A 14,870-nucleotide genomic window follows, 5' to 3' on the forward strand; every position below is an offset into this window, starting at 1 on the left:
GCTGCGGCCGCACGGCGGCATCGGGAAGCCGGCGGCCACGGCGCCGCTGTGGGGCCTCATCGAGCGCAGCCGCGAAGTCGGGCTGCACGTCATCGCGGCACGCTCACCGGGGAACTGGGCCGGGGTGTCGGTGATGAACCCGTTTCTGCAGAAGCTGACAGCCTCCCGCGCGCCGACCCTGTTCATGGACAACGACCCGGCCAACGTCAAGGTCTTCGGCAGAACCCCGGCCCAGCAGCTGCCACCCGGCCGGGGCCTGTTGGTCACCACCGACGGCGTCATCGAAGGCGTGTTGGTCGGGACGCCGCAGTGAACGAGCGTCCCGGCAAAACCTGTCTCGACAGCCGCCGCCTGGACACCTTAGACTCAGGCGATTCGACACCGGCGAGACCGGCGAGACCGGCGATATGGGTGAAACGGGGAGGCAAAGATGTCGTTGTTGGGTGTGAACACCGTCGCCGTGGACATGTCGGCGCTCACCGAGTCCGTCATCAGTGGGCAGATGGCCGCCGCCACCGCCGCGGGAGCTCATGCGCTCACCGGGACGGTGCCGATGGCAGCTGACGCCGATTCGGCGGCGTTCGCGGCTGCGCTGAACGCATCGGGCGGCGCCTACCTGGGCACGGCAGCCGAGCACGTCGGGCAGCGGGCGGCGTTCGCCGGAGCGCAGCACCTGGCCTCGGTCACCTACCTGCTCAGTGAACTGGTCAGTGCCGCCAGGCTGACGGTTTAGCACCGGCCGATGGCCGACCCTCGCTGGATGGCTCCTCCCGAAGTCGTCGCGGCGATCTTCGAGACGGGTCCCGGTCCGGCGTCGGTGCTGGCCAACCAGCTGGTGTGGATGACCGAGGCGATCAGTCACGAGTTCGCGATGGGGCTCTCCGTGGCCAACACCGCGGCCACCGCCACCCAGTGGATCGGCCTCGGCGGTGCGGCGTCGGGCCAGGGCGCGGTCGGGCTCAACACCGGACTTCAGACGCTTTTGGGGTGGATCGCCCACAAGATCGCGGTCACTCGGTCCGCCGCGGACGCCTACACGGTTGCGGCGTCGACGGTGATTCCCTCGGTGGTCAGCCAGACCAACCGGGACGAGACCGCTGCACTGCACGCCACCAACTTCATGGGCGTGAACACCCCGGCGATCATCGAACGCGATACCGAGTATTTCGGCTGGTACTGGCCGCAGAATTCGAGCATCGGCTGGAGCTACTCCGGCGTGCTGACCGGCCTGGTCGATGCCCTGGGCATTCCCCCGCCGGCGGCCCCGATGGGGGCGTCGCCGGCCGCGGCGCCGGCGGCGGGCACGGCCCTCGCCCAGTCGGCGGCTCAGACCGCTGCCCAATCACTGGCGGCCGCCGAGGCCCCGGCTGAAACGGCGTCGTCGTCTGAGGTGGCCGGGGGCTCGTTCCTGTCGCAGGGGCCGGAGTTGGCGTCCGCGATGACCAATCCGTTGACGTCGTCTGCCGGCGTGCCCGCCCAGGCGTTGCAGAGCTTCTCGAGTGCGCCGCAAGCCCTGATGAGCATGTTCTCGGCGGGCAGACCGATGGAAGCGCTGAGTGCCAGCACCGACGCGGCCCTGGGCGGCGCGGTTGCCGAGCCGTGGCGGGCCGGCGCCGGCGCCCTAATAAGCCCAGCCGGCCCAGTCAGCACAGCGGGCGGGGTCGGCGGATATCCCGCGCTGACCAGCTACACCCGACCGGCCAGTACCTTCTCCCCCGAGATCGGCGGCCGGCCGACTGGTCGCGCCGGCGTGCTCAACGCCGCCGAGTTGCGCAGCCCCACCAGCCCCACCGGCCCTGCCAGTGCTGGTGGGGCCGGCGGAATGCCGATGTCGCCGGTCGGGATGCTGGGACGCGGGGGTCGCTCCACTGGCTCCACCGACGCGCAGGTGCGTAACGCGCGCATCGTCGTGAGCACGGCAGGAGAGGGGTGATCGAACGGCGCAGGCAACGGCCAGAAAAGGTGAAGTGACAACGACGACCAGATCCTTAAACTCGACGCAAGCCCCGTCGCAGGGGGAATCGCAAAAAATCACAAGGAGGATGAGATGCCCGACGCAGCGGCACCTCAATCGACGAGCATAACGGTCACACCGGAACTGCTCAATGTCACCGCGCAGAAAATCGACGCGGATCTCGAACACGCCATCGCCATCGCCAACAACTACTACAGCGGCCACGAAAACGTCGTCTCCGCCGCGCTGTTCTCCGGCCCGGCCTCGAACGCATCGCTGATGACGGCCGGCCACCTCAACGACAGCCTGCAACAGACGATCGCCGGCTGCCAGCGCCTCTCCAACGGGCTACGCAAAGCGGCGGCGCTCATGCAGACCCACGAGGACGACGCGGCTCACGGCTTCACCCATCTGTTCGAGACTCCGGCTTCCTCGGTGTAGCCGGCCGACTTGCACACCACACAGTCAGGAGTAACGGAATGATTCCGGGTCAAATCACCTACAACCACGGCGCGGTCGCCGACCTCGCCAGCAACGTCGCCTCGAGCGCGGGTCAGCTGATGGAGATCCACGCCGACATCATCCAGCTGACCCAGGCGCTCTACGAGTACTTCATGGGTCAGGGCGCGACGAGCTTCTTCGACGCGCAACAGCAGGCCCTGCATGGGCTGGAGGGCCTGATCCAGACCGTCGGCCGGCACGGCCAGACCGTGACCGACGTCCACCACAACGCCATCAGCACCGACGCGCAGGCGGGCCAGTTCTTCGTCTGAGCGCCAGAGCCGCGGGCTAGCTGGGGCGCACGCCGAGCGAGCGCCCCAGCGATCGTGTTGGAAAGCTTGGAGAAGAAGCGGTGTTGACCACTAGCGTCGACGGCCTGTGGGCACTGCAGGTGCTCGCCGGCATCGAAACCCTGGCCCCGGAGCTGGGGCTGCGTCCCATCCTGCCCAGTGTGGAGTCCCCGCCGCTGGCGCTGGCGCATCCGGTCGCGGCCGAGTTGGCCCGCGCGGGGGTGATCGACGATGCCGGGGTGGTGGATTCCACCGTGGTGGAGTGGCTGACGGTGCTGGCTCGCCGCGACGTCGCCCTGGTCGTCCACCTGCGCAGACCCGACGGCGACGCGCCGGCCCGGGTGGTGCTGGCACGGTTCGCGCGGTGGTGGATGGTGATGGAGCGCTCGGCGGAGGTGATCCGCATCGGCGGCGCGGGCACCGCTGGCGCCGAGGGCGCGGCCAACTCGGTGATCACCACCCAGATCGACCGGTTGTGCGGATCTCTGCCCGCGGCACCGCTGCGGCCGGTCACCCTGGACTCGCAGGCGCTGCAGCGCGAGGCGACCGATCTGGAGACGCTGCGCGCCTTCCTGATCGCTCAGCGGTTAGACGCCGACCAAGTACAGATGGTGATGGCGGCCACCGACCTGCGCCAGTCTGCGCAGGCGTCCATCGTGGCGGTTCAAGCCGGAGTGGAGACGGGCCGGCCCACCCGCACCCACGTCGGGCCAACGGTGGTGACCGTGCTGGATACCCCACAGGGGCGCTTGCTCGCCGAACAGGTCCCGTCGGCCGGCACGACATGGATGATCATCGCTCCCGGCACCGCCACCAACATTGCGAACGCGGTCAACCAGATGCTGCGGCGGCTGCCGGCCGACCAGGAATGGTACGCCTACCGAAAAGTAGTATGAAAACGCGTGAAAGGGCGTGAAAGGTGAAAGGTAGTGCCGTGACGAGTTTATTGACCGTGTTAGCGTTCAGACCGTGACAAATCCGCGGAGGGTGCCGCTGAGCTCAACCGAACACGGTGGTCCGGCTGGGGTGCACGGCCCGTGGCACGACTCCGTCTCCGGAACGCTGCGTATCTCCGATATGGTCGCGCCGCGTAAAATACCTCCGGGTTCGGGATGGCGCAAATTCGTCTATGTCATGTCGTTTCGTGGCATCAACCTTGGAGAATCGCCGGCCGAACGTCATTACCGCGAATTGCAGCAGCGCATACGACGCCACATTCGAAAACAATTCGTCATCGGGGTGATTTCCGGCAAGGGCGGAGTCGGCAAGACCACGATGACCGCCTGTGTCGGCGGGGTGTTCCGGGAGTGCCGTCCGGAGAACGTGGTGGCCGTCGACGCCGCACCGGGCTTCGGGACGCTGGCCGGCCGGATCGACGAGGCGCCGCCCGGCGATTACACGGCGGTGCTCAACGACACCGATGTGCAGGGCTACGCCGACATCCGGGAACACTTGGGACAGAACGGCCTCGGGTTGGATGTGCTGGCCGGCAACCGGGCGTCGGATCAGCCGCGGCCACTGGTGCCGTCGATGTTCGCCGGCGTGCTGTCGCGTCTGCGCCGCACCCACACCGTCATCGTCGTCGACACCTCCGACGATCTGGAACATCCGGTGATGAAGGCGGTGCTCGACTCCTGCGACACGTTGGTGTTCGTGTCGGGCCTGACCGCCGACACGTCGCTGCCGGTGACGCGGGCGATCGACCTGCTGCGCTCGATGGGGTATCACGAGCTGGTATCGCGCAGCATGGTCATCCTCAACGACAGCCGCAACAGATACGACCCGCAGGCGCGCAGATACCTCGCCGAACGGTTTGCACAATCCGGTGCGACCGTGGAATTCATGCCGTACGACGCCCACCTGGCCAAGGGCGGCATCATCGACACGCAGCATGAACTGGGCAAGACCGCTCGCCTACGGTTGTTCGAGATCACCGCCGCACTGGCCGACAAATACGTTCCGGATGCCGACAGGCCGCATTGATGGCTCCACCGACAAAACCACCGACAAAACCACCGACAAGGGTCGCATTCCCGGCTCGCTGCGCGGTTGCGGTGGTCTGTGGTGGGCAGCTGGTTTCCCAGGTGTATCCGGCGTCGGTGCCGATCGAGGTCTTTATCGACAATGTCGTCGAACTGCTCAACGACGAACTGAGGCGGCGGGGGCTGCCCGGGCTCGATTCCGGTGTCGGCTACGAACTGCACAAAGCCAACGGAGTCCGACTCGACGTCACGAAGACCCTCGACGAACTGGGTGTCGAAGACGGCGCCGCCCTGGCGCTGGTGCCCTCAGTGAAGGACGTGGCGGGCGACTCGTTCGAGCCGCAGTACGAGTCGCTCTCCACTGGACTGGCCCGGGTCGGCAAGAAGCTGTTCGAACCCGTCACGGCCGACACCGCGGCACACACCGCGCTGGTGATAGTGGCGATGGCCGGCACGGCGCTGCTGGGCCTGGCACTGCGCAACCGCGCGGCCACCGATTCGTCGGTGCCCAGCATCGTGACCGGGGTCGCCGGGCTGCTGGCCGCCGGCGCGGCCGGGGCGGTCCGGCTTTGGTGGCCGCACCGGGCCGACATGCTCGGCGGGTTCGCCTGGCTGGCGGCGCCGTTGCTGGCGGTGAGCCTCGGCGCGGCGGCCCCTGGCGCCCTCGGTGCACCCCACCTGTTCATCACGGGCCTCGCCGCAGCCCTCTTGACCTGCGGAATCGCCGCTGTGACCGGGCGTCTGGTCAATGTCGCCGCGACCGTGGTGACGGTGTGCGCCTTGGGCGGGGCGGTGGCGGCAGTCCGGATGTGGCGGCCGGTGCCGGCGCAGTGGCTGGGCATGTGCACGCTGGTCGCGTTGCTTGCGCTGTTGACCGTGGCCCCGACCATCGCGCTGTGGGCTGCCCGGATCCGGCCGCCGCATTTCGGCTCGATCACCGGGCGTGATCTGTTCCGGCGCAGCGACGGGTTGCCGGTCGACGCGGTCTCGCCGGTGGGCGCCGCCGACGTCGTCGACGAAGCCCGCGGTGAAGAAAACACCGAAGCCAACCCGGACACCACCCCGCGCGGCGAACAGATCGCCAGTGCCGCGGTAAGGGCCAACAGCGTGCTCACCGGAGTCTGCGTGGCCGCCGGCCTGGCCCTGCCGGCGGCGGTGTGGTCGACACTGATGCCGGGGCCCGGCCCGCATGGTCGCAGCACGGCGGCCGCCGTGCTGGCCGGGCTCTTCGTGCTGATCTACATCAGCCGCGGCCGGTCGTACGCCGACAAACGACAGGCCATCGCTGTCGTGTGCGGGGCCGCGGCGGCCGTCTGCGTCGGCGTCGTCAAATACGTGATATACGAACCTGAACCCGCTGTATCCAGCGCGGCCCTGCTAACCGGCGCGTTGGCACTGACCGGATTCGGCGCCGCCGCCCTGGCGGCGGGGCTGCTGATCCCGGTCACGAAGTTCACCCCGCTGGTGCGGATGATCGCCGAATGGCTTGAACTGGCGGCGATCGTCGCGGCGCTGCCGCTGGCCGCGTGGATTTCGGGACTGTTCACCTGGGTGCGGATGCGATGAGCGGCCGGGCGCGGCGGTTTTCGTCGCTGCTGCTGGTCGCCGTGCTGGTGTACGTGCCGGCCCTGGTGGCTACCGTCGTCGATGTTCCGGTCGCGCAGGCGATTCCACCGCCGAGTGTCGATCCGGCGCGGCTCCCCGCCGACGGCAAGCCCGGCCCGGATCAGCCGATGCGGCAGAGCAACATCTGCGCACACCCGATCACCGTCGCCGACCCGGACGTCGCCGTCACCGCGCCCGGCTTCACCATGCTCAACATCGCCCAAGCCTGGCAGTACTCGACCGGCAACGGGGTACCGGTCGCGGTCGTCGACACCGGCGTCAACCCGAGTCCGCGGCTGCCGGTGATCGGCGGCGGCGACTACATCATGGGTGGCGACGGACTCACCGACTGCGACGCGCACGGCACCACCGTGGCGTCGATCATCGGTGCGGCACCGCAGGGCACCCCGATGCCGGCGCCGATGCCACCCGCCCCGGCGTTTCCGCCGCCCGTCGGCGCGGCCGTCGACTCCGCACCGCCGCCACCCGGTGGACCGCCCCCGCCGGCGCCGGCGGCGCCTCCGCCGGTGACGGTCACCCTCCAGGCGCCCCCGCCGCCACCCTCCGATGAGCCGGCGAACGCCCCCGGTGACCCTGCCCCGGGCCAGCCCGACGACCCCGAGGTGGCGCCGCTGCCACCGGCGGCGCCCGACGGTGTGGCCGGGGTGGCGCCGCATGCGGTGATCATCTCCGTCCGGCAGTCGTCGCGCGCCTACGAACTCGAGCACCCCACCGGCGGCAACCTGGATGCGCGCAAGAAGGCCGGCACCGTCGCGACCCTGGCCAGTGCCATCGTGCACGCCGCCGACCTGGGCGCCAAGGTGATCAATGTCAGTGTGACGTCGTGTGTGTCAGCGGCCGACCCGCTCGATCTGGGTGCCATTGGCGCGGCGGTCTGGTACGCGGCCACCGTCAAGGACGCCGTGATCGTGGCGGCAGCCGGCAACGACGGTGAAGAGGACTGCGCACAGAATCCGTCCTTCAACCCGTTGGATCCCTCGGATCCCCGCGACTGGCACCAGGTCAAAACCGTGTCGTCGCCGTCGGTGTTCGCCGACTACGTGCTGTCGGTGGGTGCGGTCGACAACACCGGTGCGCCGATCAGCAAAAGCCTGACCGGCCCGTGGGTGGCGGCCGCGGCGCCGGGGATCGGGATCATGGGGTTGTCGCCGCAGACCGGCGGCCCGGTGAACGCCTATCCGCCGGCCCGGCCGGGAGAGAAGAACATGCCGTTCTGGGGCACGAGCTTCTCGGCTGCCTATGTCAGCGGCGTGGCCGCCCTGGTGCGCGCCAAGTTCCCGGAGCTGTCCGCGCATCAGGTGGTCAACCGCATCCTGCAAACCGCGCACAACCCGCCGCGCGGGGTGGATAACCAAGTGGGCTACGGGGTGGTCGATCCGGTGGGCGCCCTGACCTTCAATGTGCCGCCCGGAGAGCGGTCCGCGCCCGGCGCGTACAGCAGGGTGATCGTTCCCGCCCCGCCCGCCCCGGCCCCGGATCACCGCGCCCGCACGTGGGCATTGGCGTTCGCCGGCGTGGTGGCGGCTGCCGGGGCGATCGTCGCGCTGATCGCTCGGGTCCGGCGGCGGCCGGTCTGATGGGCGCGGCCACCAGATTCGGCAACGGCCCGGTTATCGTCGCGGTGCTCGCAGCCGGGTTGATCGGATGGAGTGCCGCGGGATATCCGGGCGCCGTGGCCGGGCTGGCCCTGGGCCTGCTGGTCGGGACGCCCCGCTGGCGGCACCGCCAACCGTGGTCGTGGCTGGCGCTGTGGGTCCGGCGGCGGCGCCCGATTGTCCTGCGCGAACCCGTCACCGTGGCCAACGACCGCGCCGGCGGCGGAGTCCGCTGCCAAGACGGGATGGCCGCGGTGGCGGTCCAGCTGCTGGGCAAGCCGCACGTGCCGACCCTGTTCACCGGTTCCACCTCGACGGTCACCGAGAATGCCGTCGACATCGCCGGCCTGTTGCCGCTGCTGCACCAGAGCCTGGGGCTGACCGTCGATTCGCTTTCGGTGGTGAGCGCCGGCGCGCGGCGGCGCAGCACCGGCGACTATCCGCGGGTCTACGACACCCTGATCGGCACGCCGCCATACGCCGGGCAGCGGGAAACCTGGCTCATTGCCCGGATCGCCGCCCTGGCCAACGTCGAGGCGCTGAGGACGCGGAGTTCGCTGGGCACTGCGGCGTTGGCCGCCGCCCAACGGATCAGCGCGGCCCTGCGCCAGCAGGGCATCCGCGCCCGGGTTGCCACGGCCACTGACATCGTGGAGATGGAGCGGCGACTGGCTGGTTCGGGTGGTTCGGCTGGTTGGGCCCTAGCCGCTGACAACCGGCGGTGGCGGTCGCTGCGCGGCGATGCCGGCTGGCTGACCACGTACGGCTACCGGCCCGGCGACGTCACCGCGGAGACCCTGGCGCAAGCGTGGTCGCTGCGCGCCGACGGGATCATCGGAAACGTCACGCTGTTTCCGGACGGCTCCGCGACGGCGACGGTGACCGTCCGCAGCGCGCAACCGCCGGCGGCACCGCCGAGCGTGCTGCTGCAGCCGCTGCCGGGGGAGCAGGCGGCGGCGCTGGCCGCCAGTTTCTGCGGGCCGCTGCCGGATCTGCGCGGCGTCCGCCGCGGCCGCCTACGGGCCACGCTCACGGTCCCGGTGGGTCCGTCGGGGGTGCTGCTGGGCAAGGTCGGTGCCGGCGACCGGTTGCTGCTGCCGCTGGACGACCCGGGGGAGTTCAGCAGGGTGCAGATAGCCGCAGAGGATGCCCTGGCGAAGCGGATTGTGGTGCGGCTGGCCGGCGCCGGGGAGCGGATCACAGTGCACAGCCGCGATCTGCGCCGGTGGTCCAGTGTCCGGATGCCCGACGTCGTCGTCACCAGCGGAGTCCGGCCAGCTGCGGGCACCACGGTCAGCGTCGTGGACGGCACCGCTGGCACCGAAGCCACCCGGGCTCCGACGCCGCGGCCGAACACCGTGATCGTGATCAGTGCGCCGGATACGCCGCAGCCCGGCACCGCGGACGTGACGATCACCCAGACCGGCCCGGCGACCGTGGAGGTGGCCACTACCGGCACTACCGGCACTGCCGGGCAGGTGCACGTCGTGGAGGTGGAGTTGTTCCGCGCCGAGAACCGCTACGTATCCTCAGAGCCGGTTGTGCCGATGACGCGGGGCGCCGCTGAAGTTGAAGCGCTGGAATCGGTGGACTAGAAACCATGACCAGCAGGACGAGCAGCACGACAACAGCCGCCGCGCGCAAGCGATTCGACGCGGCGATGGCGTTGCTCGAAGCCGACCCGTCGGGTTTGTCCGCGGCGCGGCAGCTGTTTGGCGAGGCGACCGAGATCGACCCGTCGATGGCCGACGCATGGCTGGGCCGGGCCGCCACCGGCGACGAGTCGCTCTCGACGTTGCAGGAGTTGCACTCCTACGGCACACGCCTGCACCGGGAGACCAACCGGCTCGGTGTCTATCTGTCCGCGGCGGTCAAAGCCGGCCCGTACCTGTCGATCTCGGTGACCGAGTCGTCGCATGCCGGTCTGGCGCTGGCCAGTGCGCTGATCGACGACGGACAGTACGAAAAAGCCGACGAACTGCTGACCGGTACGGCACTGCTGGACACCTGGGAGAACCACCAGTGGCAGCAGTACATTCGCGCCTACCTGATGTTCGCTACCCAGCGGTGGCCCGACGTGATCTCGGTTGCGGCGACCATTCTGCCGCCGCAAGCCACCATTATGTCGGCGGTGACCGCGGCGACCAGTGCTTTGGCGGCCCGTGCCGCCGCCCATCTCGGGCAGGCGCGTGTCGCGCTGGACTGGGCGAACCGGGTTCAGTTGGGCACCGGGCACGGCCTGCCGGCCGCCGCGCGTGCGCAGCCGAGTCCCGACACGGCGGTGACCGCGATCGATCCCGGCGACCTCCCGCTGATCGCAGCCGATCTAGCGTACGTGCGGGGGATGGCGCACCGGCTGCTCGGCGAGCAGGACAAAGCCGAGATCTGGCTGTCGAAGGCAACGATCAACGGCGCTCTGACCGAAGCGGCGAAACAGGCCCTGGCCGATCCGACGCTGCATCTGGCGGTCACCGACGAGGAAGCGATCAACAGCCGAACCGACAAATGGGATGTGACCACCGAGCAGTCCGAGGAAGAGCGCAACGAAGAACACAACCAGCAGCGCCGTGACGATCTGCTGGTGCAAGGGCGGGCGCTGCTGGACAACCAGGTCGGGTTGACTGAGGTCAAGCGTGCCGTTGCCGAGTTGGAAGACCAGATCGAGGTGCGCGCCCTGCGGCTAGCCGCAGGGCTACCGGTCACCAACCAGACCAACCACATGCTGCTGGTGGGGCCGCCGGGCACCGGTAAAACCACCACCGCCGAAGCGCTGGGCAAGATCTACGCCGGGCTGGGCATTGTCCGGCATCCGGAGGTCATCGAAGTCAAGCGTGCGGATTTTTGCGGCGAGCACATCGGCGCTTCGGGGCCGAAAACCAATGAGCTGATCGAGCGTTCCCTTGGCCGCATCCTGTTCATGGACGAGTTCTATTCACTGGTGGAGCGCCACCATGACGGACGCCCCGACATGATTGGCATGGAGGCGGTCAACCAGTTGCTGGTCGCTTTGGAGGTGCACCGCTTCGACTTCTGTTTCATCGGCGCGGGATACGAGAAGGAAGTCGACGAATTCCTGACCGTCAACCCGGGTTTGGCGGGCCGGTTCAACCGTAAACTGCGATTCGAGTCCTACACGCCCGACGAATTGGTGGAGATCGCGGTTCGCTACGGAGCACCACGCGCCACCGTGATCGAACCGGCCGCCGCCGAAGCGCTGCGGGCCGCGTCCGAGGCGCTGCGCGGCTACCGGGCCCCCGGCGGCGGCCACGGAATCGACGTCATGCAGAACGGGCGGTTCGCCCGTAACGTGGTCGAGCGAGCCGAACGGTTGCGAGACTCGCGGGTTGCCGCTCAGCATCGCAGCGCCAAAGGGTCGGTGACCGTCGAAGATCTTCAGACGCTGCAGGTGCAAGACATCACCGCTGCTGTGGGCGACGCATGCGCGGAAAAGCATGTGCCGATAGCACTGTGAGCCGTCACCGGCTGAACCGACCGTAGATAGGGCGTGCCTTCGGTGGTCGTACCATCGTCGCCGAAGATGCTGGTGTTGCCTGGAGACACTGGTGTCACCGGTCACCTCAGCCTCAACAGCCTCTGACTGAAGGATGTGTGTCGCGTTGACATGGATATCGTCTGTGCTATCACCGGCGCAAACCGCTTCGGTACCGCGATCGGTGGTATCGCATGCGATGTCGTTCGGTAACAACCGCTACCGCCTCGTTTCCGGTGCGGCTGTGACCGGTGCCGCTTGGCCCGCGTATCGACCTCGATGAGGTTGTGTCAGTCATGGCTCGACAAGGGGCCTCAAGCGGGCCGCCGAGGCCGACGGACGCCGTTAGTGACGCTGGCCGGCAACCGGCGGGCGAGACGCGAAGTAGTGCGCGACGATCGCGGTGACCTGCAGGAATCTGCGCCGGGTCGCCGGCGCCATCTCGCTTGTCACGTCGATGACTCCCCCGGGCCGCAGATGCGGGTCGAACGGCACCTCGACCACCGCGGGGCCGTGGCGGAGGAACTGCGCGCTCAGTGCCGAGCGGGTCCGCCGGTCGGCATGACCGTCGGAGTCGTTGAGCACGACGACTGTGCGCTGCAGTAGGCCGGTCTGGCCCTGGTCGGCCAGCCACTCCATGGTCTTGGCTGCAGCCGCGGCTCCGTCCGCCCACGGCGACGAGACCACAATCAGCGCATCCAGGTCCCGCAGCGCCTCTTGGGTGACGGGTGCGTCCATCGTCGAACCGCAGTCGATGACGGAGATGTTGAAATGGCGGTCCAGGCGCAGCGCGGCCTCCCGGTAGAGCGCCGGGTCCAGAACCCGTCGTCGTCCTACCGCCGGCTCCCCGGCGAGCACATACAGCCCGGCGGCGTTGGCGCCGACTCGACTGCTGACGTCGGTGAACGACACCAGGTCGTCGACCGCTGCGAGCTCCCGGTAGGAACTCCTGGCGTGCGGGTCGACGCGGCTGCCGAGCCGGCCGAATGCGGTGTCGGCGTCGATAGCGACCACCCGGTCGGCACGGCGTAGGTATGCAAACAGGGAACCGACGCTGGCCGCCACCGTCGTCTTGCCGGTGCCGCCCTTGCCGAGCACACCGACCTTGTAGCTGCCGCGCGGAGTGGATCGAATCGCTGCTTCGTAGCTGGCCTTTTCCCGTTCAGCGGCCGACGGCCCGAGGTTGACCAGCCCAAACGTGACGGCCAGAACTGCGCGGCGCCAACCGCGTTCGGGGAGCGGCCGGCGGTGGGAGGGGGGCGCCGGTCGTGCAGGCCGTGCAGACTGGGCAGACTGGGCGTCCGGGTAGCCCCACCAGCCTGGTTGCGGCTGCCGGTGCGGGTTGGGCGGTGGTTGGGGCACCGATTCAGTATCGGCTATCGGGTCCAGCGATACGCGCCGGTGGGTCGGGCTGAGAGCAGGCCTGCCAGCGGCGTCAGCGTCACCGGCTGCCGGTATGCTTTCCCGTGCAGGCTAAACCCGCGGGATTGGCTTTTCAGACCGGTCTTGGCATATCGTTTGACGAACTGCCGGGACTTCAGACAGGCCCACCGTTCAGTGTCGCACGGACGTATCCCGGTGACCGGGATGTCGTCGGCGGGCGGACCACCAATAGGTATCGCCGACGGGATCGAGCTTGCGACTTGTGGTGGAGGGTCGAATAGGGATGGGAGCGAGGCGGGTCGGGCTTTACAACCCCGCGTTTGAGCACGATTCGTGCGGTGTGGCGATGGTCGTGGACATGCACGGTCGGCGCAGCCGCGACATCGTGGATAAGGCCATCACGGCGCTGCTCAACCTCGAGCATCGCGGCGCCCAGGGCGCCGAGCCGCGCAGCGGCGATGGGGCCGGCATCTTGATCGGAGTCCCCGACCACTTCCTGCGCTCGGTGCTCGACTTCGCCCTGCCGGTCGAAGGCAGTTACGCCACCGGCATCGCGTTCCTGCCGCAATCGTCGAAGGACGCCGCGGCGGCGTGCGCGGCGGTGGAGAAGATCGTCGAAGCCGAGGGGCTGCAGATGCTCGGGTGGCGGGATGTGCCCATCGACGACTCGTCGCTGGGCGCGTTGTCCAGGGACGCGATGCCCACCTTCCGGCAGCTGTTCATCGCCGGGGCCTCCGGAATGGAGCTGGAGCGCCGCGCCTACGTGATCCGCAAGCGCGCTGAGCACGAACTGGGTAGCAAGGGGCCGGGCCAGGATGGGCCGGGCCGCGAAACCGTCTATTTTCCAAGCCTTTCCGGGAAGACTCTGGTTTACAAAGGCATGTTGACCACTCCGCAGCTCAAGGCGTTCTACCTGGATCTGCAGGACGACCGGCTGGCCAGTGCGTTGGGTATTGTGCATTCCCGGTTCTCCACCAACACCTTCCCGTCCTGGCCGCTCGCACACCCCTACCGGCGGATCGCCCACAACGGCGAAATCAACACCGTCACCGGCAACGAGAACTGGATGCGTGCCCGCGAGGCACTGATCCGCACCGACGTCTTCGGCGCCCCCGGCGACTGGAACAGCGCCGCAAAGCTGTTCCCGATCTGCACTCCGGGCGGCTCCGACACCGCCCGCTTCGACGAAGTGCTGGAGTTGCTGCACCTGGGTGGGCGCAGCCTGCCGCATGCGGTGTTGATGATGATTCCGGAGGCGTGGGAACGCGACTCGTCGATGGACCCGGCGCGGCGTGCGTTCTACCAGTATCACGACTCGTTGATGGAGCCCTGGGACGGACCGGCGTCGATGACGTTCACCGACGGCACCGTGGTAGGGGCTGTGTTGGACCGCAACGGACTGCGGCCGTCCCGGATCTGCGTCACCACCGACGGCTTGGTGGTGATGGCGTCCGAGGCCGGGGTGCTGGACCTGGACCCGTCGACGGTGGTGCGCCGGATGAGACTGCAACCCGGCCGGATGTTCTTGGTCGACACCGCTGCGGGCCGGATCGTCTCCGACGAGGAGATCAAGGCCGAGCTGGCGGCCGAGCACCCGTACCAGCAGTGGGTCGACGCCGGCCTGATCCCGCTGGAGGAGTTGCCGCAGGGCGACTATGTGCGCATGCCGCACCACCGGATCGTGTTGCGCCAGCAGCTGTTCGGCTACACCTACGAGGAGCTGAACCTGCTGCTGGCGCCGATGGCCTCCAGTGGCGCCGAGCCAGTCGGGTCGATGGGCACCGATACCCCGATCGCGGTGCTCTCCGCTCGGCCCCGAATGCTGTTCGACTACTTCCAGCAGATGTTCGCCCAGGTCACCAACCCGCCGTTGGACGCCATCCGCGAAGAGGTGGTGACCAGCCTGCAGGGTGCCGTCGGGCCCGAGGGCGACCTGCTCAACCCCGACGAGAACTCCTGCCGGCAGATCGTGCTGTCCCAGCCGATCCTGCGCAACCACGAACTGGCCAAACTGGTGAACCTGCGGCCGGATCAGGAGGTCAATGGTCG

The 14,870-nt window shown here is 68.7% G+C and carries 13 protein-coding genes; 12 read left to right on the forward strand and 1 reads right to left on the reverse strand.

Annotation, left to right across the window (positions count from 1 at the left end; genetic code table 11):
• From AC2VOP_RS19820 to eccA, 11 genes are all read left to right on the forward strand, one after another.
• On the forward strand, window positions 1-313 hold a 313-nt coding region (locus AC2VOP_RS19820; protein WP_486962554.1), incomplete at its 5' end, for a hypothetical protein.
• Between the two features lie 117 nt (window positions 314-430).
• Window positions 431-733, forward strand: coding sequence for a PE domain-containing protein (locus tag AC2VOP_RS19825; protein WP_486962555.1), 303 nt, complete (start codon window positions 431-433; stop codon window positions 731-733).
• 27 nt (window positions 734-760) lie between these two features.
• On the forward strand, window positions 761-1,933 hold the full coding sequence (locus AC2VOP_RS19830) for a PPE domain-containing protein (protein WP_486962556.1): 1,173 nt from the start codon (window positions 761-763) through the stop codon (window positions 1,931-1,933).
• A gap of 114 nt (window positions 1,934-2,047) precedes the next feature.
• A complete protein-coding gene (locus AC2VOP_RS19835; protein WP_486962557.1) occupies window positions 2,048-2,395 on the forward strand; it encodes a WXG100 family type VII secretion target in 348 nt (115 codons plus the stop codon).
• Between the two features lie 38 nt (window positions 2,396-2,433).
• Complete coding sequence (locus AC2VOP_RS19840) at window positions 2,434-2,727, forward strand: WXG100 family type VII secretion target (protein WP_486962558.1); 294 nt, start codon at window positions 2,434-2,436, stop codon at window positions 2,725-2,727.
• Window positions 2,728-2,807: 80 nt separating this feature from the next.
• Window positions 2,808-3,641, forward strand: coding sequence for an ESX secretion-associated protein EspG (locus tag AC2VOP_RS19845; RefSeq protein ID WP_486962559.1), 834 nt, complete (start codon window positions 2,808-2,810; stop codon window positions 3,639-3,641).
• A 73-nt stretch (window positions 3,642-3,714) separates the two neighbouring features.
• Window positions 3,715-4,728: a CpaE/TadZ family protein gene (locus AC2VOP_RS19850; RefSeq protein ID WP_486962560.1), complete on the forward strand. Its 1,014-nt coding sequence runs from the start codon at window positions 3,715-3,717 to the stop codon at window positions 4,726-4,728.
• A complete protein-coding gene (gene eccD, locus AC2VOP_RS19855) occupies window positions 4,728-6,293 on the forward strand; it encodes a type VII secretion integral membrane protein EccD (protein WP_486962561.1) in 1,566 nt (521 codons plus the stop codon). Before AC2VOP_RS19850 ends, eccD begins: the two co-directional genes overlap by 1 nt.
• A complete protein-coding gene (locus AC2VOP_RS19860) occupies window positions 6,290-7,930 on the forward strand; it encodes a S8 family serine peptidase (RefSeq protein WP_486962565.1) in 1,641 nt (546 codons plus the stop codon). The genes eccD and AC2VOP_RS19860 overlap by 4 nt, the downstream gene beginning before the upstream one ends.
• A complete protein-coding gene (gene eccE, locus AC2VOP_RS19865; protein WP_486962562.1) occupies window positions 7,930-9,543 on the forward strand; it encodes a type VII secretion protein EccE in 1,614 nt (537 codons plus the stop codon). Before AC2VOP_RS19860 ends, eccE begins: the two co-directional genes overlap by 1 nt.
• A gap of 5 nt (window positions 9,544-9,548) precedes the next feature.
• Window positions 9,549-11,420: a type VII secretion AAA-ATPase EccA gene (eccA, locus tag AC2VOP_RS19870; RefSeq protein WP_486962563.1), complete on the forward strand. Its 1,872-nt coding sequence runs from the start codon at window positions 9,549-9,551 to the stop codon at window positions 11,418-11,420.
• A gap of 363 nt (window positions 11,421-11,783) precedes the next feature.
• Here eccA and AC2VOP_RS19875 read toward each other — a convergent pair whose 3' ends face one another.
• Complete coding sequence (locus tag AC2VOP_RS19875) at window positions 11,784-12,896, reverse strand: MinD/ParA family ATP-binding protein (protein ID WP_486962566.1); 1,113 nt, start codon at window positions 12,894-12,896, stop codon at window positions 11,784-11,786.
• Window positions 12,897-13,104: 208 nt separating this feature from the next.
• Between AC2VOP_RS19875 and AC2VOP_RS19880 the strand changes: the two genes are divergently transcribed.
• Window positions 13,105-14,870 (forward strand): glutamate synthase central domain-containing protein (locus AC2VOP_RS19880; RefSeq protein WP_486962564.1); only part of this gene is annotated, 1,766 nt, incomplete at its 3' end.

The organism is Mycobacterium sp. TH-M106 (assembly GCF_057473765.1).

Coding starts and splice junctions, on each gene's coding strand:
- AC2VOP_RS19825 (WP_486962555.1), top strand. CDS start 431: ATGTCGTTGTTGGGTGTGAACACCGTCGCCGTGGACATGTCGGCGCTC.
- AC2VOP_RS19830 (WP_486962556.1), top strand. CDS start 761: ATGGCTCCTCCCGAAGTCGTCGCGGCGATCTTCGAGACGGGTCCCGGT.
- AC2VOP_RS19835 (WP_486962557.1), top strand. CDS start 2,048: ATGCCCGACGCAGCGGCACCTCAATCGACGAGCATAACGGTCACACCG.
- AC2VOP_RS19840 (WP_486962558.1), top strand. CDS start 2,434: ATGATTCCGGGTCAAATCACCTACAACCACGGCGCGGTCGCCGACCTC.
- eccD (WP_486962561.1), top strand. CDS start 4,728: ATGGCTCCACCGACAAAACCACCGACAAAACCACCGACAAGGGTCGCA.
- AC2VOP_RS19860 (WP_486962565.1), top strand. CDS start 6,290: ATGAGCGGCCGGGCGCGGCGGTTTTCGTCGCTGCTGCTGGTCGCCGTG.
- eccE (WP_486962562.1), top strand. CDS start 7,930: ATGGGCGCGGCCACCAGATTCGGCAACGGCCCGGTTATCGTCGCGGTG.
- eccA (WP_486962563.1), top strand. CDS start 9,549: ATGACCAGCAGGACGAGCAGCACGACAACAGCCGCCGCGCGCAAGCGA.